Origin of the sequence: Lysinibacillus sp. Y5S-8, assembly GCF_036894365.1 — a bacterium.
In the GTDB taxonomy this organism is placed as follows: domain Bacteria; phylum Bacillota; class Bacilli; order Bacillales_A; family Planococcaceae; genus Lysinibacillus; species Lysinibacillus fusiformis_D.
In genome coordinates this window covers 4,623,035-4,642,536 of sequence record NZ_CP145889.1, presented here as the reverse complement: position 1 = coordinate 4,642,536, position 19,502 = coordinate 4,623,035, and the positions used below count along the sequence as shown (strand labels likewise).

At 34.8% G+C, this 19,502-nt stretch carries 17 protein-coding genes and 1 riboswitch; of the genes, 16 read left to right on the top strand and 1 reads right to left on the bottom strand.

The genetic code is table 11. The features are described from left to right. Nucleotide 1 precedes the first annotated feature (1 nt). The 14 genes from walK to V6670_RS22730 all read left to right on the top strand — a co-directional run bounded on the left by walK (nucleotide 2) and on the right by V6670_RS22730 (nucleotide 14,501). The gene (walK, locus tag V6670_RS22795) at nucleotides 2–1,867 is read left to right on the top strand and encodes a cell wall metabolism sensor histidine kinase WalK (protein WP_058844079.1); all 1,866 of its coding nucleotides are present in this window, start codon (nucleotides 2–4) and stop codon (nucleotides 1,865–1,867) included. Then, entirely contained in the window at nucleotides 1,864–3,189 is a 1,326-nt protein-coding gene (yycH, locus tag V6670_RS22790; RefSeq protein ID WP_186436178.1) for a two-component system activity regulator YycH, read from the top strand. Before walK ends, yycH begins: the two co-directional genes overlap by 4 nt. Then, nucleotides 3,176–3,997 carry a two-component system regulatory protein YycI gene (gene yycI, locus V6670_RS22785; RefSeq protein WP_338652182.1) on the top strand — a complete coding sequence of 274 codons (822 nt, stop codon included), beginning with the start codon at nucleotides 3,176–3,178 and terminating at the stop codon, nucleotides 3,995–3,997. Before yycH ends, yycI begins: the two co-directional genes overlap by 14 nt. Next, a complete protein-coding gene (locus tag V6670_RS22780) occupies nucleotides 3,997–4,785 on the top strand; it encodes an MBL fold metallo-hydrolase (protein ID WP_036119378.1) in 789 nt (262 codons plus the stop codon). Before yycI ends, V6670_RS22780 begins: the two co-directional genes overlap by 1 nt. Before the next feature lie 166 nt (nucleotides 4,786–4,951). Then, the gene (locus V6670_RS22775) at nucleotides 4,952–6,250 is read left to right on the top strand and encodes a trypsin-like peptidase domain-containing protein (RefSeq protein WP_338652181.1); all 1,299 of its coding nucleotides are present in this window, start codon (nucleotides 4,952–4,954) and stop codon (nucleotides 6,248–6,250) included. 244 nt (nucleotides 6,251–6,494) lie between these two features. After that, on the top strand, nucleotides 6,495–6,659 hold the full coding sequence (locus V6670_RS22770; protein ID WP_036119384.1) for a CxxH/CxxC protein: 165 nt from the start codon (nucleotides 6,495–6,497) through the stop codon (nucleotides 6,657–6,659). Nucleotides 6,660–6,749: 90 nt separating this feature from the next. Next, nucleotides 6,750–7,229 (top strand): 23S rRNA (pseudouridine(1915)-N(3))-methyltransferase RlmH, encoded by a 480-nt coding sequence (gene rlmH, locus V6670_RS22765; protein WP_036119387.1) that lies wholly within the window; start codon nucleotides 6,750–6,752, stop codon nucleotides 7,227–7,229. Nucleotides 7,230–7,327: 98 nt separating this feature from the next. Then, complete coding sequence (locus V6670_RS22760) at nucleotides 7,328–8,293, top strand: hypothetical protein (protein ID WP_338652180.1); 966 nt, start codon at nucleotides 7,328–7,330, stop codon at nucleotides 8,291–8,293. Nucleotides 8,294–8,714: 421 nt separating this feature from the next. Continuing rightward, the gene (locus tag V6670_RS22755; protein WP_338652179.1) at nucleotides 8,715–10,664 is read left to right on the top strand and encodes an NACHT domain-containing protein; all 1,950 of its coding nucleotides are present in this window, start codon (nucleotides 8,715–8,717) and stop codon (nucleotides 10,662–10,664) included. A gap of 604 nt (nucleotides 10,665–11,268) precedes the next feature. After that, nucleotides 11,269–11,315: riboswitch (PreQ1 riboswitch) on the top strand. A 127-nt stretch (nucleotides 11,316–11,442) separates the two neighbouring features. Further along, entirely contained in the window at nucleotides 11,443–11,943 is a 501-nt protein-coding gene (gene queF / locus V6670_RS22750) for a preQ(1) synthase (RefSeq protein WP_036119398.1), read from the top strand. A 119-nt stretch (nucleotides 11,944–12,062) separates the two neighbouring features. After that, the gene (gene queC, locus V6670_RS22745) at nucleotides 12,063–12,722 is read left to right on the top strand and encodes a 7-cyano-7-deazaguanine synthase QueC (protein ID WP_338652178.1); all 660 of its coding nucleotides are present in this window, start codon (nucleotides 12,063–12,065) and stop codon (nucleotides 12,720–12,722) included. 3 nt (nucleotides 12,723–12,725) lie between these two features. Next, nucleotides 12,726–13,199, top strand: a complete 474-nt coding sequence (gene queD, locus V6670_RS22740) for a 6-carboxytetrahydropterin synthase QueD (RefSeq protein WP_338652177.1) — start codon at nucleotides 12,726–12,728, stop codon at nucleotides 13,197–13,199. Then, entirely contained in the window at nucleotides 13,192–13,920 is a 729-nt protein-coding gene (gene queE, locus V6670_RS22735; RefSeq protein ID WP_338652176.1) for a 7-carboxy-7-deazaguanine synthase QueE, read from the top strand. Before queD ends, queE begins: the two co-directional genes overlap by 8 nt. 41 nt (nucleotides 13,921–13,961) lie before the next feature. Continuing rightward, complete coding sequence (locus V6670_RS22730; protein ID WP_101966857.1) at nucleotides 13,962–14,501, top strand: VUT family protein; 540 nt, start codon at nucleotides 13,962–13,964, stop codon at nucleotides 14,499–14,501. Between the two features lie 156 nt (nucleotides 14,502–14,657). Here V6670_RS22730 and V6670_RS22725 read toward each other — a convergent pair whose 3' ends face one another. Continuing rightward, nucleotides 14,658–15,848: an MFS transporter gene (locus V6670_RS22725; protein WP_036119412.1), complete on the bottom strand. Its 1,191-nt coding sequence runs from the start codon at nucleotides 15,846–15,848 to the stop codon at nucleotides 14,658–14,660. Between the two features lie 356 nt (nucleotides 15,849–16,204). On the opposite strand from V6670_RS22725, the gene V6670_RS22720 reads away from it, so the two are divergent. Together V6670_RS22720 and V6670_RS22715 are read left to right on the top strand one after the other, a co-directional pair. Continuing rightward, complete coding sequence (locus V6670_RS22720; RefSeq protein WP_338654731.1) at nucleotides 16,205–17,017, top strand: MBL fold metallo-hydrolase; 813 nt, start codon at nucleotides 16,205–16,207, stop codon at nucleotides 17,015–17,017. A gap of 608 nt (nucleotides 17,018–17,625) precedes the next feature. After that, the gene (locus tag V6670_RS22715; RefSeq protein ID WP_338652175.1) at nucleotides 17,626–19,458 is read left to right on the top strand and encodes an S-layer homology domain-containing protein; all 1,833 of its coding nucleotides are present in this window, start codon (nucleotides 17,626–17,628) and stop codon (nucleotides 19,456–19,458) included. Nucleotides 19,459–19,502: the final 44 nt, after the last annotated feature.

Sequence of the window (19,502 nt, the reverse complement as noted above, 5' to 3'; positions counted from 1 at the left end):
AATGCAGAAAGTGAGCTTCTTTAAATCCATTCATGTCAAACTAGTGCTGATTTATATTTTATTAATATTGCTTGCCTTACAAATTATCGGTATCTATTTCGCTCGTGAATTAGAACGAAATTTGAAGAGCAATTTCCAAGATTCCATTTTTCAGCGTGTCGACTTGATGCAATACAGTATTCGTGAAGAAATATTAAAGGAACGCGATGAAAGCATGCCTAAATTAGAAGAAAGTCTAAAATCCATTGTGATGGAGTTTTCTACTGGTTTAAAGGATGTTTCGAATGGGGATATTTTAGAAATTCGTGTTATTGATGATAGACAAAGAATTCTTGCTACATCGGAGCTTGAAAATCAAAATTTAATCGGACAACGTTCTAATACGGATCTAGTGCGTCGAGCCATATCTGCTGAAACACTCTTTGACATCATTAAACTAGATAATAAAACGAGAAATCGAGTGTGGGTATTGGCGAATCCGATTAGAGCTGGTGCAGGACCAGACGATGAAATTATCGGTGTTCTCTATATTGAAGCTAATATTGAATCCGTTTTTGAACAAATGAATGACATTAACCGAATTTTCCTTGGTGGTACAGCTATGTCCTTAGTTATTACCATCTTCTTAGGTATTCTTGTTGCACGAACGATTACACAGCCAATTGCTGATATGCGAAAGCAGGCTCAGGCGATGGCAAAGGGGAACTATTCTCGGAAAGTACGGGTATACGGTACGGATGAAATAGGACAGCTAGCCATTACCTTTAATCATTTAACCAATCGTTTACAAGAGGCACAATCGACAACAGAAGCCGAACGTCGAAAGCTAGATTCGGTTCTGACTAATATGACAGATGGCGTTATCGCGACCGATCGCAAAGGACGTATCATTCTGATTAATGACCCTGCACTAGAATTACTGCATATTTCAAGAGATATTACATTAGGGCGTCCTATCGCCTCTGTATTGGGAATTGATCAGGAATATGGCTTTGAAGACTTAATCCATATGAATGATGCGATCAATTTAAACTTTAGTACAGCCGATGCACCCTATATACTTCGTGCTAATTTCTCTGTTATTCAAAAAGAGACTGGTTTTATTAACGGTTTAATTACTGTACTGCACGATATAACAGAGCAGGAAAAGATTGAAATGGATCGTCGAGAATTTGTATCGAATGTATCACATGAGTTAAGAACGCCGTTAACAACGATGAATAGTTATTTAGAGGCACTAGCAGATGGGGCATGGAAAGATGAAAATATTGCTCCGACATTTTTGAATGTGACACAAACCGAAACAGAGCGAATGATTCGTCTAGTGAATGATTTATTACAATTATCAAGAATGGATAGTTCGGATTATGAGTTGAATAAAGATATTGTGTTATTCAATTCATTCTTTAACCGTATTATCGACCGATTTGAAATGTCTAAATCGGATAAAGTCCAGTTTGAACGATTATTCCCTGAAACATCCTTCTATGTAGAAATTGATACAGATAAGGTGACACAAGTCATCGATAATATCATTTCGAATGCCATTAAATATTCACCAGATGGCGGTAATATTCGCTTTGGCTTTACTGGACAAGAAGATATGCTGAAGGTCATGATTTCAGATGATGGTATGGGTATTCCTAAAGAAAATGTAGGGCGTATTTTCGATCGTTTCTATCGTGTGGATCGTGCACGTGCTCGTTCTATGGGAGGAACAGGCTTAGGATTAGCTATTGCGCGGGAAATGATTGAAGCTCACGGTGGGAAGATTTGGGCTGAAAGTGAGGAAGGACACGGTACAACGATTTTCTTCACATTACCATATGATGCAGATGAATTTGGTGAGGCAGGTGAGTGGGAATGAAATATATAGAGCCAGTTAAATCTGTTGTATTATTTCTACTTGTCATGCTAAGTGTGGTCTTAACTTTTTTGATTTGGACCTACACACCTGATTATAAATTTATTGAAAAAACAACAGGAGAGGAAATTCTCATTAAGCCACAAAAGGATATGGAGGATATTATTCGTCCGTACAAGGCTATTTTCCGTTCTGATGAAGAATTTACAGGTACAGTATCTAATGCTGCAATGAAAGATATGATGAAGGCTTTTAAAGGCTGGAATATTCTCGACCTAGTACCTGTTAACAATAATCTATCTCCAAACTATGTGAATCAAATTATTAGTGCAGATAATCGGATGACCATCTTCTTTACTGGTGAAATTCCATTTTCAGCCTTTAACACGATTTTTCAGTTTACGGACAAGGAATTACCCGAAACAACGTTCAATCGTATGATTATCGATTGGAGTAATTATAATAGCAAGGATCTAATGCTTTATTATATTAGCAGCAATAACCAATCATTATTCCGTTCACATGTCAGTGTGCCAAACGTAAATCAGTTTATCAAAGAAGTCATAGAGCCTGCAAAAAAATATGAAGCTTTTAAAGAAATTGAGCGCGAAGGCCAGACATCTCTTTATGTAGCTAGTAATAAAATGGAATCTGTGAAATTTACGTACTATATTGAAGAGATCACACCAGAATTATTTAAAAATGTGTTATTCCCAGAACCAAATATTGTCCAACGTAATGTTGAAAGTGCATCCTCTGAAAAATATACAGATGGTATGTCCTTAATGACATTAGACACAAATCTCAAATCATTAAACTATGTTTATCCTGCGGCAGAAAGCAGTATACGAATTGAGCCATCGAAGCTTCTTAAAGATAGCTTTGAATTTATCAATGAACATGGAGGATTTACAGCAGATTTTCGTTATGCTTCAACGAGCATCAATAAAAATCAAATGGATTATCAATTATACTTACAAGGTTTACCTGTGTATAGCAATCATGTCATTACTCGAATGACGACAATTTGGGGAGATAGCCGGATTTTCCATTATAAGCGTCCATACTTTTCATTAGATATGGATATTGAAGCAGAGAAGGAAATTAAAGAACTACCTTCTGGTACAGAGATTGCTGAGAGATTAAAAAATGCTAATAACATTGCCTTATCAGACATTGAGGAACTTGTATTGGGCTATTATTTAACGCAAAATCAAGAACTGAATATCTTTACATTTGAACCTTGTTGGTTTGTTATTCGTAATGGTACATGGATTAAACTGACGCCTGAAGTTTTAGGAGGTGTTAAAAATGGATTGGAATAGAACAAAATCTATTTTTATATTCGTTTTTTTAATTCTCAACATCTTCTTATATACACTTTATGTAAATCGCTATAATGAAGCAAAAGATATTGAAGTACCTGGTGAAAAAACGATCGAAGCTCGTTTAAAAGATGATAATATTACGTATGGCTCCTTACCAAATAATATTGAATCGGCCTCTTATATTACAGCCCAAGTACATAAATTCACAAAGGCTGAATTTAAAGATACCAATCAACAGGTCACCCCTACGGATGATAATACAAAGGCTCGTGCTATTTTCATGAAGCCTGTTAAATTACGTAATGTGAATGATGATGCAAGCTTTACAGATTTTGTTCTAGCCAATGTCAATGAAGGAGCATCGTATGCTTTATGGAAAATAGATCGAGAAGAACGCATCGCTGTTTTTTTCCAAAAGACGAATAATCGAATGTTCTATTATAATGGTTCATTAAAAATAAAATGGAATACAAATGACGAAGTAATAATGTATGAACAAACAATGATTGATAATATTGAAGAAATGGAGCAGCAGGAAACGGTTATTCCACCACTTCAAATTATTCAAACATTGTATGCAAAAGGACCGCTCAAACCAGACTCGCGCATTACACAAATGAAGTTAGGTTACTCCACGCTTGTTAAATTAACGCGTACACAGGTACTGGTGCCAACGTGGGAGGTTCAAGTGAAATTACCTGATGGAGGAAAAGAGGAGTACTTTGTCAATGCAGTAGAAGGTAAAGTCATTGAAATCCAGGAGGACAAGCAGGAGAGCGGAGAAGAAGACTGGGGAGTTGAATAATGCGATTTAGTGTTTTAGCAAGTGGCAGTACAGGAAATTCGATTTATGTAGAGAATGACGACCATGCTTTTATTGTCGATGCGGGACTTAGTGGGAAAAAGATGGAGCAGCTCTTTACAAAAATCGACCGTAATATGAAGCAGCTTAGTGGTATTTTTGTTACACATGAGCATAGTGATCATATTAAGGGCATTGGTGTACTGGCACGAAAATATAGTGTACCAATTTATGCAAACGCCAAAACATGGCAGGCAATGGATGGGCTAGTTGGTGATATTCCTGTAGAACAGCGTTTTGAATTTGAAATGGATACAGTGAAGTATTTTGGTTCTTTAGCTGTTGAGTCCTTTGCCGTTTCACATGATGCAGCAGACCCAATGTTCTACACTTTCCATGAGAATGATCGCAAGCTGGTCATTATTACAGATACCGGCTATGTCAGTGATCGTATGAAAGGGATTATCCGTGGAGCAGATTCCTTTGTTTTTGAAAGTAATCATGATGTCAACATGCTTCAAATGGGACGTTACCCTTGGTCCATTAAACGTCGTATATTAAGTGATGTAGGACATGTGTCTAATGAGGATGCAGCTATCGCAATGAGTGAAGTTGTATTTGATAAGACGACCAATATTTATCTTTCGCATTTAAGTAAAGATAATAATATGAAAGAGCTGGCACGCATGAGTGTCTCTCAAACTTTGCAATCTTGTGGCATCCTTGTCGGTGAGCATGTTCATCTCTTTGATACAGATGCAGAAGAACCAACAAAATTAGTCACGGTTTAATCATAAGCTATTTAGGCAAAACTTGGAGCTGTTCAAGGCATTTTAAAAAATGCTTTGGGCAGCTATTTTTATGCCCATTTTATTTGTTTTTCATCTGATTTTAATGTTTGAATTGTAAGATTAGGGTAACAATTAACAAATAGCACTAAAGGAAAGGATGAGGAACTTGAGTTATTTCCAAGATGATGATAAAAACAGTGATTTCTTAAAAAATGATGAAGTACCGAAATCACCTCTTCAAGAAAGATTAGAGCGTGAGGAGCAAGAAATGCAGGCCAAGCGCCATAAAAAGAAAGGCGGTGGCGGAGGAAAGGGAGGCTATTTCTTTAGTGGTCTTATCGGTGTGATTATAGGTGCTTTACTTGTATGGCTTATGTTACCTGGACTAGTCAATCAAATGCCTGGGACAACATCAAGTGGTACAGGAAAAAATAACACAACGATTAACCAAGTTGCGACAGAGATAACAACCGATGTGACATCCGCAGTAGATAAAGCTTCAGCAGCAGTTGTGGGTATTACGAATATTCAAGAAATAACGAGTGGAGGCTTTTGGAGTCCACCATCAACAACGACAAAAGAAGCAGGAAGCGGTTCAGGTGTTGTTTATAAAATCGAAGGAGATAAAGCCTTTATCGTCACAAACAACCATGTGATTGAAGGTGCAAAACAGTTAGAGGTCACAATGCCAGACGGAACGAAAGAACCAGCTCAATTAGTAGGTCATGATGTTTGGACAGACCTTGCTGTTATTTCTATTAGCGCTAAAAATGTAAAAACAGTTGCGACATTCGGTAATTCTGATGTATTAAAACAAGGCGAAACAGTTATTGCAATTGGGAATCCCCTTGGCTTAGATTTCTACGGCTCAGTTACAACAGGTGTAGTTTCTGGGAAAGACCGTTCTGTACCAGTAGACTTAAATGGTGATGGTACGGAAGATTGGCAACAAGAAGTATTACAAACAGATGCTGCGATTAACCCAGGAAATAGTGGTGGAGCCCTTGTCAACTTAGCTGGAGAATTAGTAGGGATTAACTCCATGAAAATCGCTCGATCCTCCGTGGAAGGTTTAGGATTCTCTATTCCCATTAATTCAGCTATTCCAATTATCGAGGAATTAGAGAAAAATGGTGAAATGAAACGTCCAACAATGGGAGTGTCACTAGCAGATCTAACAGATGTCCCATCATTCTATCAGCAACAAACATTAAAATTACCTGCAGAGGTGACAACAGGTGTTGTTGTAACAGATGTCATGAATAACTCAGCTGCATCAAAAGCAGGTGTTCAACAATATGATGTTATTGTGGAAATGGATGGTCAAAAAATCGAAACAACTATTGATTTACGCAAGCATTTATATAATGAGAAAAAAATTGGTGATAAACTAACATTAAAAGTTTACCGTCAAGGTAAATTAGTCGAGCTATCACTAACATTAACAAACGGTAATACATTGTAAAGAATAGGAAGAGCGATGGAGATCTAACAAGTTCTCCATCGTTTTTTTGCGAGGATGAAGAAAGGCTTTTATGAAATATTGTGGATAACTAGAAAATTGTGAATACTATTTCTGTACAAGCAAACGTGAGAAGAAGGCACTTCTTCCATACATGCCATTCCTTTGTTACAATAGGTTGTGGATAACATAGACTGATTTGTGAATAAGTTTGTGGAAATTTCGGAAAATAAGGAGACGTAAAAAAATGGAAAAATACAGCTGTGAAAGCCATATAGAACACGCTTTAGACATGTTTGTAGCAGAGCAAAAAGTGTTCCCAATTATGGATAAAATCGAAGAGGATAAAAAGTTATCCACAAAGTGTAGCTACTGTGAACAGCCAGCAGAATATATTGTATCAAGTAAATAACTTTACACTATATATAGAAGTAACCTGTGGATATGTTGATAACTTTTGTGGATAATTTGTTTGTAAATGAATTGTAAAGGTGGATAACGTGTGAATATAACGATTGTATCAGTCGGCAAACTAAAAGAAAAGTACTTAAAAATGGGAATCGATGAGTATGTAAAACGACTTGGCGGCTATGCAAAAATGGATTTGATTGAAGTACCAGACGAAAAGGCACCTGAACAACTAAGTGAAGCCGAAATGGACATCGTCAAGAAAAAGGAAGGCGAACGCATACTAGCCAAAATAAGCCCAGATGCCTACGTCATCGCCCTAGCCATCAACGGCAAAATGAAAACCTCCGAACAAATGGCAGCCGATATCGAATCCCTCATGACCTACGGCAAAAGCAAAATCACCTTCGTCATCGGCGGCTCCCTCGGCCTACATGATGACGTGCTAAAACGTTCTGATGAACAACAATCTTTCGGTAAGATGACGCTCCCACACCAGCTCATGAAGCTCGTGCTAGTCGAGCAGGTTTATCGGAGCTTTAGGATTATGAAGGGTGAACCGTATCATAAGTAAGTGAGGTTTTTCTGTATTTGGGGTAAAATAACAGCATCTTCAACTCTATAGTAAAGAAGGCTTCTAGTTTTATGCGTAAAGTGAAGGAGACTGAACACATGGAGAGTGAATTAATTAAAATATTAAATAACAGTATAAAAAAATATAGATTTTTATACATTTTATGTATACTTTTTGTTGGTATCTATTATATAAAAAAATATAATAATGAAGTATATCAAATTATAGTATCCACTGTGTTGTTAAGTATAGAATTAATTTATAACTATAAAAATGTAATAATATTTATTGTTATATTAGTAACGACTACTTATCTTTTATTGAAGAAAAGTGATTCCGAGTTTAAAAAATTGCTAGAAAAACATTACCCTGATATTGACAGTTGGGATTCCAAAGATACATTTCCAATAAAAACAAGAATAATTGAGAACTATAGAAAATCCGATAATACTCGTGAGATTGTGATATTTAACGAATTAAGAGATAAAATAGAGCAATTAAAGGGTAGAATAGAGTTCTTTCAAAATAGAAAAAGGATTTTTCAGGTATCAGTTGACGTTTCGGATATAGAAGTCTATCGAGGGGAAAGAATTTGTAAGGACAAAATAAATGAATCAGAAACAAATTGGAATGAGTTTAATATTATTATTGAATATATAAAGGCTGGAGAGTATGAACAGCATAATCTTAAATTATTTGGTGTAAGTTTTCGTAAGACTCATTACTTAATATTAAATCAATTTAATTATATTAGATTATGGGGTAAACGATTACTACCATATGAAATATCATGGTTGAAAGAAAAGTGGTATAGAAATGTTTTTCCAAGAATTAAATGGCATTTTAGGTTAAGGAATACTTTTTCGTTATTTAAACCTTTACCTTTAAAAGTTATATTAAAAGATATATTTAGAAATTCGTTGAGAATAATATTAACCTTACCAATAGTTTTATATATTTTATGGTTCATGACAAAAATCTTTATGGAAACTGTTTCGTTTATATATGATCTATGTAAGTTATGGATAACACTTGTTATTGATGTAATAAAAGTCATTTTATAGAGAAGAAATGGACTATGATTTAAACCAAGTAAGCTCAGATTTCTTCAAAAGTGGATTTTTAAAACGGAAGAAGAAGCTCGGGAAGAGGTAGATGAGTTTAAACATAGCTAATCGTAGTATATAAACATTTGAAGTCTAAGTATCGTTTGCGATATTTAGACTTTTATTTATTTGGAACGAAATTCGGAAAGGAGCATAAGTCAGTGAAAATAATAAAAAGCATAATTAAAACAGAGGTCACTTATGATGATGAAATGAAAAATAAGTATGTTGTTAGAAAAGAATGGTATAAGAATAAAAGGAAAGCCCTCATCTTTTCAAGGTTTTACTATTAAAACCTAAATATTTTATCCTATTAATGCTGTTATAATAAAATTATGGAAAAAATTATTGCACTTTAACATAAAAAGGAGGAAGTTGTATGGTAATAGGAAAATTATTCGGTACTACGTTATTAGAACATAATTTGAAAGAATTAAATGATTTAACGATAAACGGTTTAGTTGAGAAATGGGAACAGTTTGAGTCTAATTATAATAAAAATTTTGGGAATTATTTTGAAAAAACCATAACTAATCTTAATAAGGTTAGAACAATTTTGAATGATAGAACTCAAAATTTAACTGAGATATTTCAACCAACTGCTTTACAAGAAAAGATTAGAGAAGGAAGGAAATTTTCTGAAAAAGAAATCGCAGCTATTGACTTTTTACCCTACATTAATGAAAAGAAATATGTATGGATTACTGGACATGGTGGTATTGGAAAATCTACATTATTAAAACATACTATGTTAACGATTCTTATGGATGAGAAAAAAAGTAAAAATAAAATCCCTGTATATATTGAACTTAGAAAATATAATCATGAGGAGATTAAGAGAAGAAGTATTATTAATTTTATTTATAACGAAATGAATGTAACAGGGTTTGAATTGAATGAACAGATTTTTGAGTATATGTTAGATAAGGGAAGATTTTTGTTTCTGTTTGATGCCTATGATGAGATTTCATCTAATAAATCTCAAATTTTCTTACAGGAATTTGAAGATTTTTTAACAAAATATGAGAAGAATGAGGTGGTAATTTCGAGTAGATATATGCCTAAAGGGCATTTAGATAATTTTATTAAATTATATGAATTGAGAACAAATGGCCTTACTAAGCAAGAAGCTATACAGATGATAGAAAAAACTAAATATGATGAAGAAATCAAAAACGAATTTATAAAAAGTCTATCAGAAGGTCTATATGATGAATATGAAAGTATAGCTTCAAATCCTACGTTATTGCTATTGATGCTTTCTTTATTTAGAGAAAATTCTAACTTTCCAAAGGAAAAAAGTGCATTCTTAATAAAAGCATTTGAAGAGTTATTTGAGAGGCATGATGGTAGAAAAATTGCTTATATCAGAGATTTTCGTAGCAAGGCATTATCTAAGTATCAAATGATGAAAGTTTTTTCAGCTTTCTGCTTTTTAACATACTTTGATACAAATGCCTCTCAAGATGAATTTAGTGAAGAGTATATCAAAGAAAAACTTGATAGAATAATTAAAAGCTATTCATGGTTGAAAAGTTTAAATATCAGTGGAGGGGATCTACTTTATGACTTTAGAGTGTGCTTATGTATTTTATATAAAGAAGGTGAAAAGTACTATTTTGTACATAATATTTTCCAAGAATTTTTTTCAGCCTATCATGTATATAAGAGTGATGAAGAGACTCAGAAAAAGTTTTTGAAAAAATATGCCCTCACTGGTATCAGTAATGAAACTCAAGGAAAACGTTCATACAATTATAGAATGATACAAACAACTTTTGACTATATATGTGAACTAGATAATTCTGAAGATCAAAGTGTAATTAAATATAATTTATTATTACCTTTATTGGAAATGATTGAATCGGATTCTTCTTTTATCAACTATCATCACTTAGAAAACAAATTACGTTATATAATAACAGTTTATGAAGATCAATTTTCAATTAGTTTTCAGCCTATATCATTGGGTTTCTCAAAAAATCGTGCCATAATACGTTTATATAATCTATACATTCATGGAACTAAAGCATTACTATTGAAAGGTGGTGGATTTTTCCAAATAAGAAATGAAGTAATTATTACAAATGAAGATTATGAGAATATTATTGCTTTATCATTGTTTAAACATGAGATTCAAGAAGATAAGGAAGGGCGAAAAACAGAGCGTATAGATGTAGATATTGAAACTGTATTTGCTAATGATATATTAAAGAGAATCTATATGAAGAGCTCTAGATATAAGAGGAATGAAAAATTAAAGGGATTGAGTGAAATTTTAAGGGAAGATAGACTTAAGCGTAATAGTGAAGAAGAAAGCTTATTATAGTGAAGTAAACCATATGCTATTCTTTTATAAAATAAACTGACTACTCATGAGAGGGAACTGCACTTATATAATAGACATTTAAAAAAATTAGACAACTTGGCGAAGCTGTTGTTTTTGTTTTGCAAACAGTAGCTTTTTAAATTCTATTTTCCGTGATGATAGTCGTAGTACTAAATTATATAACTTTTGATTTCTTTTGTCCCAATGTTTCGTATTTTTAAAGTTCGCTTCGTTTTGGCATTAGATTGTAACGAATTTTGAAAGTTGTTAAAAAAAGATGATGATGGTTAATTGGATTTAGTAGAGATGATTAACCAATTTAAACCTTAGTAGGTGAAAAGTTCGAAAATTATAGTATGTGGAGTTATCATGAAGAAATAAACTTATGATAAAAAATTCATTTAGCTTCATCACGGTGAACCATACCATAAGTAAGTGCGACGGTTCTAAAGAAAATATAAAAATCCGATTCTAAATCCTTTGAATCAATTCTTTAGTAATGCTTTCAAACCACACTCCATACAGAAAGATTTTTTTTAAAAATCCATTTGACGTGCTGTATTATTTTTTGTACGATAGTGAAGAAAAGAATGCCCGGACTAGAACGGGAGAGGTTCATAGCTGATACCCTCTATAAAAAACTATGGAAACATGACAATAATGCCATGTCCATATTGGACGTGGCTTTTTTTTATGTGTTTACGTATGTTTTAAATAGAATGCTTGGTGATGCCTCTCTTGAAAAGTGTTGGGAAACATTTTACAAGGAGGTTTTTTTATGTCTGGCCGAAGTCATGAAGAAGGATTAAAGGATTTAACCCTATTAGGTAATCAAGGTACAAAGTATTCCTATGATTATGCACCTGAGGTATTGGAGGCTGTAGATAATCTGCATGCCAATCGAGATTATTTCGTTAAATTTAATTGTCCAGAGTTTACTAGTTTATGCCCACTTACACATCAGCCTGATTTTGCTACGATGTACATCTCGTATATCCCAGATAAAAAAATAGTTGAAAGTAAATCACTGAAATTGTATTTATTCAGTTTTAGAAATCACGGTGATTTCCATGAAGATTGCGTTAATATCATTATGAATGACTTAATTGCATTGCTTGATCCTCGATATATCGAGGTTTGGGGGAAATTTACGCCACGTGGGGGTATCTCGATCGATCCATGGTGTAACTATGGGAAGCCAGGAACAAAATACGAAGAAATCGCCAATTATCGTTTAATGAACCACGACCTTAATCCAGAAAAAATTGATAATCGATAAATGGAGAATTAAATAGTTCCATCAAGAAAGAGGTTTTTAGCTACCCTCTTAAAAAAACTAAGAAGAAAGCAGCACTTTTTCTTAGAGTGCTGTTTTTTCGATATAAGGGAGTTTTATAGATGAAGCAGGAAAAAGCAATTGTTGTATTTAGTGGAGGTCAGGACAGTACAACTTGTTTGTTTTGGGCAAGGGAACGTTTTGAAGAGGTTGAGGCAGTCACTTTTGATTATGGTCAAAGGCATCGCCTTGAAATTGAATGTGCAAAGGAGATAGTGGGTGAACTTGGTATCAAGCATCATATTCTTGATATGTCACTCCTGAACCAGCTTGCTCCAAATGCTTTGACACGACAAGATATTACAGTAGAGGAAGGAGATAATGGTGAGCTTCCATCGACTTTTGTCCCTGGTCGAAATCTTCTCTTTCTTTCATTTGCAGGTGTTTTAGCGAGTCAAGTAGGAGCTAGGCATATCGTGACTGGTGTTTGTGAAACGGATTTTAGCGGATATCCGGATTGCCGAGATGTTTTTATTAAATCCTTGAATGTAACGTTAAATTTATCGATGGATGATTCTTTTGTTATTGATACACCGTTGATGTGGCTGAATAAGGCACAGACATGGGAGCTTGCTGATCGGTTTGGGGCATTGGAATTTGTTCGAGAAAGAACGTTGACTTGCTATAACGGTGTTATAGCGGATGGTTGCGGTGAATGCCCGGCCTGTAAACTGCGAAAAAAAGGGCTTGATGAGTATTTGCGTTATAGGAAGGAGTCTTAAGGGATGTTAGATTTTAAAATCGTCGATAAGCTCCAAAAAATAGATGAAGATATTCAAAAAGATCAATTGAACTATCATGCAAAGCGTGTTCTTGTAAGCAAAGAATTTACCTTTGATGCTGCTCATCATTTACATCATTATGAGGGGAAATGTAAAAACCTACATGGTCATACCTATCGTGTAGTATTGGGATTGAGTGGCTACACAGATGAACGCGGTTTGATGATTGATTTTGGCGATATAAAAAAAATATGGAAACAAAAAATAGAGATTCATTTGGATCATCGTTATTTAAATGAAACACTTCCACCCATGAATACGACGGCAGAAAACATTGTTGTTTGGATTTATGAAAAGTTGGCAGAGGCCTTGCTTGATGAACCAAGCTATAACGGTGCATGTGTAGAGTTTGTTAGGTTATATGAAACTCCGACAAGCTATGCAGAAGCGAGACGGGAGTGGATGGAAGGTGAGTAAGGTACCTGTTATCGAGATTTTTGGACCGACGATTCAAGGTGAAGGAATGGTAGTTGGCCAGAAGACAATGTTTGTGAGAACTGCAGGTTGTGATTATTCCTGTTCTTGGTGTGATTCATCGTTTACTTGGGATGGCAGTGGGAAGCATCTGATTGTCCAAATGACAGCGGAAGAGATTTGGGCTGAGTTGAAACGTCTTGGAGGCAATGGCTTCTCATTTGTCACGATTTCAGGCGGCAATCCCGCACTCAATCCACATTTAGCTGAGCTCATTGCCATTTTAAAAGAAAACGACATAAAAATTGGGGTGGAAACACAGGGAAGTAGGTGGCAAAAATGGATGCATGAGATTGATGAACTGACCATTTCTCCAAAGCCACCTAGTTCTGGAATGACCACAGACTATTCGGTGCTCTCATATATCTTCGAAAAACTTAAAAATCAAAACAGCAATCACCATATATCTCTCAAAATAGTCGTTTTTAATCAAGAGGATTACGAATATGCTAAACAAATTCACCATCGATATCCAATGATTCCCTTTTATCTTCAAGTCGGTAATGATGATCTTATGACAACTGACAATTCACAATTAATTATGCATTTATTGGATAAATATCATGCACTGATTGATAGAGTGATGAAGGATGAAGAATTAAGAGATGTTAAAGTACTGCCACAGTTACATGCCCTTGTTTGGGGAAATAAAAGAGGCGTATAGTGTGCCATTACAAAAATGTTTTTAAATTGAGGAGTAGTAGTATGAGAATATTGTTTTATTTATTATCTATTGTCATCGCTAATGTAGTAACGGCAGCATTTGCACCATTGCACTTTGGTATGTTTATTGTTCCAATGGGGACGTTTTTAATTGGGGCAACCTTTATTTTTCGGGACCTTGTACAAAATAAATATGGTAGAGCAAAGACGTATTTATTTATTATTACAGCTTTAATTTTATCAGCAGTAGTGTCATTCCTACTGGGGGATACACTTTTGATTGTGGTAGCGTCAGCACTATCATTTGTTGTCGCTGAAACAGCTGATACAGAAATCTATACTCGATTAAAATTACCAATGGCTTGGCGTGTGTTCTACAGTGGGCTTGTTGGAGGATTTTTGGATTCTGCAATTTTCGTAGTAATCGGCTTGAGTCCACTTGGAGCTAATATATTACCTTGGGAAGCCGTACCAGCCGCCATTTTTGGACAAATTGTTGTGAAGACGATTATTCAAATGTTTGGCGCAATGATTTTAAATCAAGTTGGTACAATGAAAGAAAAACATCTAACTACAGGATAACTCGTTGAAAACATTCATTAGGCATATTTCATAAGAGATGCCGTTTATTTTGACGAGATAGAGCTATAAGTAAAACAGGCAGATTCGCATTATAAAGCGAATCTGCCTAGTTTAATTTTAAAGGTCTTATTGCATTTTCAATTGTTTCTATCATTTTTATGCTGATTTTTCTAGTTTTTGATCTAAATGGTGACTAAGAAAAGTTAGCAAACTTGCACAGACGGCAACAATCCCACCGACCCATGTAACATTCATTAAATTTCCCTGATGATAGACAATTCCCCCTAATGCAGAACCAAAAGCGATACCTACGTTACTTGCTACGGGCATAAGTGAAGCAGCCAATCCTTTCGCACTTGGTTGGTAAATTTCAGCGAGGTCTATTAAATAAAGCTGAGTAGATGTTGTTAAGAGGATAGCCATTAATGACATTAAGCCAATATTGACCAGCCCTAAAATAAAATGATTTGTAGTCCAAAATAAACTTGTCAGAACAATAGCCTGCACAAGAAAAACAAAGCGAAGGCGACCGATAGCATTATGACTGGCAATTTTACTGGCGAGGATATTGCTGAAAATCGAAATAAACCCATAACCAAATAAGATTAGACTAATAGAATTATTTGGTGCTCCCATTCCCTTCAAAATAGGAACAAGGTACGTAAAGACAGCGTAAGTTGCCCCAAATCCTAGAGCAGGAATGAAAAAAGCCATTAAAATACGCGGCTTGATCATTAAAGAAAACTGATCCCGTATCGAACTACGTACTTGGCTGAGTTGATTAGGTAAGACAAAAAAGGATGCCAAAAACGCCAAACCACCTAGAAAGGTTGTTAACATGAAAGTGGCATTCCAACCATACCAGTCTGCGATTACAATACCAATTGGCACTCCAACGACATTTGCTAGTGTGAAGCCACCAAAAACGAATGATATAGCAAGACCGCGTTTGTTTATCGGCATGGTTTCGCTTGCAACAATCATGGCTAGAGAGATTAATACTCCTGTTACAATCGCTGTCATAATACGAAGTACAAGGAGCATGATGTAGCTCGTTGAAATGACGCAAAAAGCATTGAGGACGATGAAAGAAAGGATCAAAAACAACATCCATTTACGCTTTGGAAAATGACTTGTTGCTGACATCACTAGTGGTGTGGCAATAGCAAATGTAATGGCAAATGCAGAAACGAGTGTGCCTGCTTTTGCATTAGTCATTTGAAGGCTTGAGGAAATATCGGTTAAGATTCCGACTATAACAAATTCGCTTGTCCCTAGTACAAATGTCAATAACGTAAGTGTTAAAATGAGTAACCAATGTCGCTTGGATAATTGTGAGTTGTGCATAGATACCTCTTTCTAAGATGAATATAAATGTGTAGTAGATAAACAACCTAAACATCATATCATAAAATATTTTAGCGAGAAAAAATCTTTCTAGATTAAATCGGAATGAATGGATTCCCAAAATCGACAAAACTACAGAGAAATCACATTCTGTTGCTAATCCTAAAAGGATATCAATAAAGATGCTTTTGTATTAAATATGTACACAAAGAATAATTCCTAGTACCTTCTACTTTTACTTAAAGAAGGAATTTACTGATTTTGCTTGAACTCTATAAATTAAGAAATTCCTGTTCAAAATCTAAAATACTCACTTAAAGATGCTCCCTTTTAAAAGGGGAAAAGGAAGGTTCATGATGATTCAATTCCAAAAAGATAATATTACTGTTTTTCAAAGTGCATTGTATATGACTACTTCGGCTATCATTCAAACGAATGAAGCGATAATTATGACAGATCCTAATTGGTTACCTAGCGAAATTGAAGAAATTCAGGCTTACATAAACAAAATGAAGGGTGATAAGCAACTATATATTATTTACACTCATAGCGATTTTGACCATATTATTGGTTCAGGGGCCTTTCCAGAAGCAAAGGTAATTGCATCTAAACAATTTGATGAAAATCCGAACAAAGCAAAAAGCATTCAAAAAATCAAACAATTTGATCAAAGCTATTATATACAGAGGAGCTATTCCCCTGTATATCCAACAGTAGATATTGTCGTTTCAGAGGATGGGCAAACATTAGAGTTAGATTCGATAACTATGACATTTTATCAAGCACCTGGTCATACGAATGATGGTTTATTTACAGTGATAGAGCCGTATGGGCTATTTCTTTCGGGAGATTACTTGTCAGATATTGAGTTTCCTTTCATCTTTAGCAGTTATAAAGACTATGTCAATACTATTCGTAAAGCTGAAGATATTTTACTGCATCATCAAATAACAACCCATATACCAGGACACGGAACGACAACACAGAACCAACAAGAAATCCAAAAAAGGATTCTTTTTTCTAAACATTACTTAGCACAGCTTCCGCAGGATAACGAAGAGTTAGAGAAATGTTTAAGGGAAGAGTATTCGTTTTTTGAAGGAATGAAAAGCATTCATACTGACAATAAAAAGATGGTCAATAAAGAATGTTCAGAAGAGAATCTGTAGTCGATAATCTTTTGAGATGTATTACAAGTAAAGTAAAAAGGAGATTGGTTTAGTACCCATAGAAAAAACACCTCCACGTTGATTGTTTGGTATTCAATACCCGTTTTTCAACGAAAGGTGTTTTTATTTGTCTCTTTTTTTTAGGTCAGTGCGAGATGGATACTCACTGGCTTTTTTCCTATTAAGGATATGACATTGTGGTTAACTTTAAGGTAAGAGTATTGTCTACGTTTGGGCAAATGTGCCGATTCCTCGTTTATTTCAGCCCTCCCGTACAAAAGTTGTAGAGGTTTTACTTTTGTGTCGGGCCTTTCAATGTCTAATAGAGGTGAGGCACAATTGCGCTTTAGTTCATGTGAAAATGTAATTACAGAAAATGAGGTGTTATTATAAAACTACTATTCTAAATAATTATTGTAAAAGTTTAATATAAAAATTTTACGAAAGATTTAGAATATTAACGTTAAATAACAATGTATTTATTATTTTTCTGTTAAAATTACTATGTTAAACAATATTTTGTCAATGTTTAATAATTACAATTAATTTTATTGATTGGATTCAAAATCATCCTTATGAAATAGGAATGGGGAGGTATTACTCTAAGTATGCGTAAATGGGGAAAATCGAAGTATTTAAAAGCAATAACAGCAATGGCATTAACGGCTTCAGCGGTAGTAGTAGCACCGATTGCATCTGAAGCTAGTAGTTTCAAGGATGTACAACGAACGCATCCATTTTATGACGAGGTTAAAAATTTAAATGATCGTGGCATTATTAATGGGTTCCAAGATGGGACATTTAAACCTGAGCAAAACATAACACGTGGACAAGCTGCTAAAATTATTGCGGGTGTATTAGGACTGAATACATCGAATGTTAGCAATCCAAACTTTAAAGATATTCCTACTAATCATGTATATTTTGGTGCAATTGCTGCATTAAAGCAAAAGGGGATTATTAATGGTTATGAGGATGGAACATTCCGTCAGGATGAATTTATTCAACGTAACCATGTAGCAAAAATTGTAGCGAACGCTTTTAATTTAAAAGCTTCAAATACGAATTCATTACCGTTCACTGATGTGCGTGCAGATTATAAAGAAGCGATTGCTGCTTTATATGAAAACAACGTAACGACTGGTAAGACAGCTACATTATTTGATGGTTCTTCCAATGTAACACGAGGACAACTGGCTGCATTTATTACTCGTTCAGAAGCTGTTAGTAATCCGACTACTCACCCTTCTCAAAGTGTAACGTTTAAAGTTGAAAAATATACAGCGAATGAAATTGCTATTAATGGTAAAACTTATTTATTTGGTGATTCAGTAAAGTCAATTTTTACAACTAAAAATAAAACCGCACTAACAGGAGCAAAAATTACAGCAACTATTGAAAATGGGGTTATAACAAAAGTAAATAATGTTGTTTTAAATAAGGCAGGTTCAGCAGAGATGGGCGTTGTATTCAATACAAATGCAACGCTCGATTCGATAACGATTAACGCAGATGGTGTGACCGTTAAAAATGTATCAGTTACAGGAAATGTAACCATTACCTCAAATGTTAAGAGGAAAATGGAATTTGATGGTGCTACAATTACTGGCGATTTAATTATAGCTGATGCAATCGATGGTCAAAGTACACTTGTATTGAAAATCAAAAATTCGCACACAGAAAAAGTACAAGTCAAGCGTCAAAATATTTCGATTGTGACGGACACGGTGATTCCTGAAATTATCATAGCAGCTCCCATTGCTGCTATAAATATTGATGGATCAGCAACGAAGGTAACAATTGAATCTACAGCAAAACTGAATATGACTGGGAATGTAAAGTTTGAACGATTGTTGCTTCCTACTGCAGTGGAGTTAGAATTGAATGCTGTTGGTTTAGTGAAATATTTAACGGTTCTAAACGCTGATGCCCGAATTACAATCGGTTCAGGTTTACTAATAAATGACTTGTCGATTCCAGCAGGTTCAACGGTAACAAAAATTATGACCAACTATGCCTCGGTTGCTTCCCAAATTAAAGCCATTATTGGAGGTTCTTCGCCAAGTACAGGGGTTCCAAACACAGGTGGAGGAAATGTGGCACCCGATCCGGTTATTCCACCAGAAAAAGTGAATGAATTTAATGTAAAGAATGCGGAGGAATTAAAACAAGCATTAAATAAAGCTAAAGCAGGAGACTTGATTAGGTTAACAGCTCCAGTGACTGCAGATGTAACGCTAACAGATTTAGTAATGATTGATTTGAATGGTCAAACCTTGACTGGGAATGTAACGCTAACAGTACCTACAGCTTCAGGAAGGTACTCTTTAATGCCATCTGGTAGTACTGGTACTATTGCAGGGGATTTAATCATTGATGCGCCAAATGTGAATATTAGTTTAGATGGGTTAACCGTTGAAGGGAACACAATAATTGAATAATAACTTCTAGTAAATTCCTTTGTAAGATAGAGAAAAGATTTATT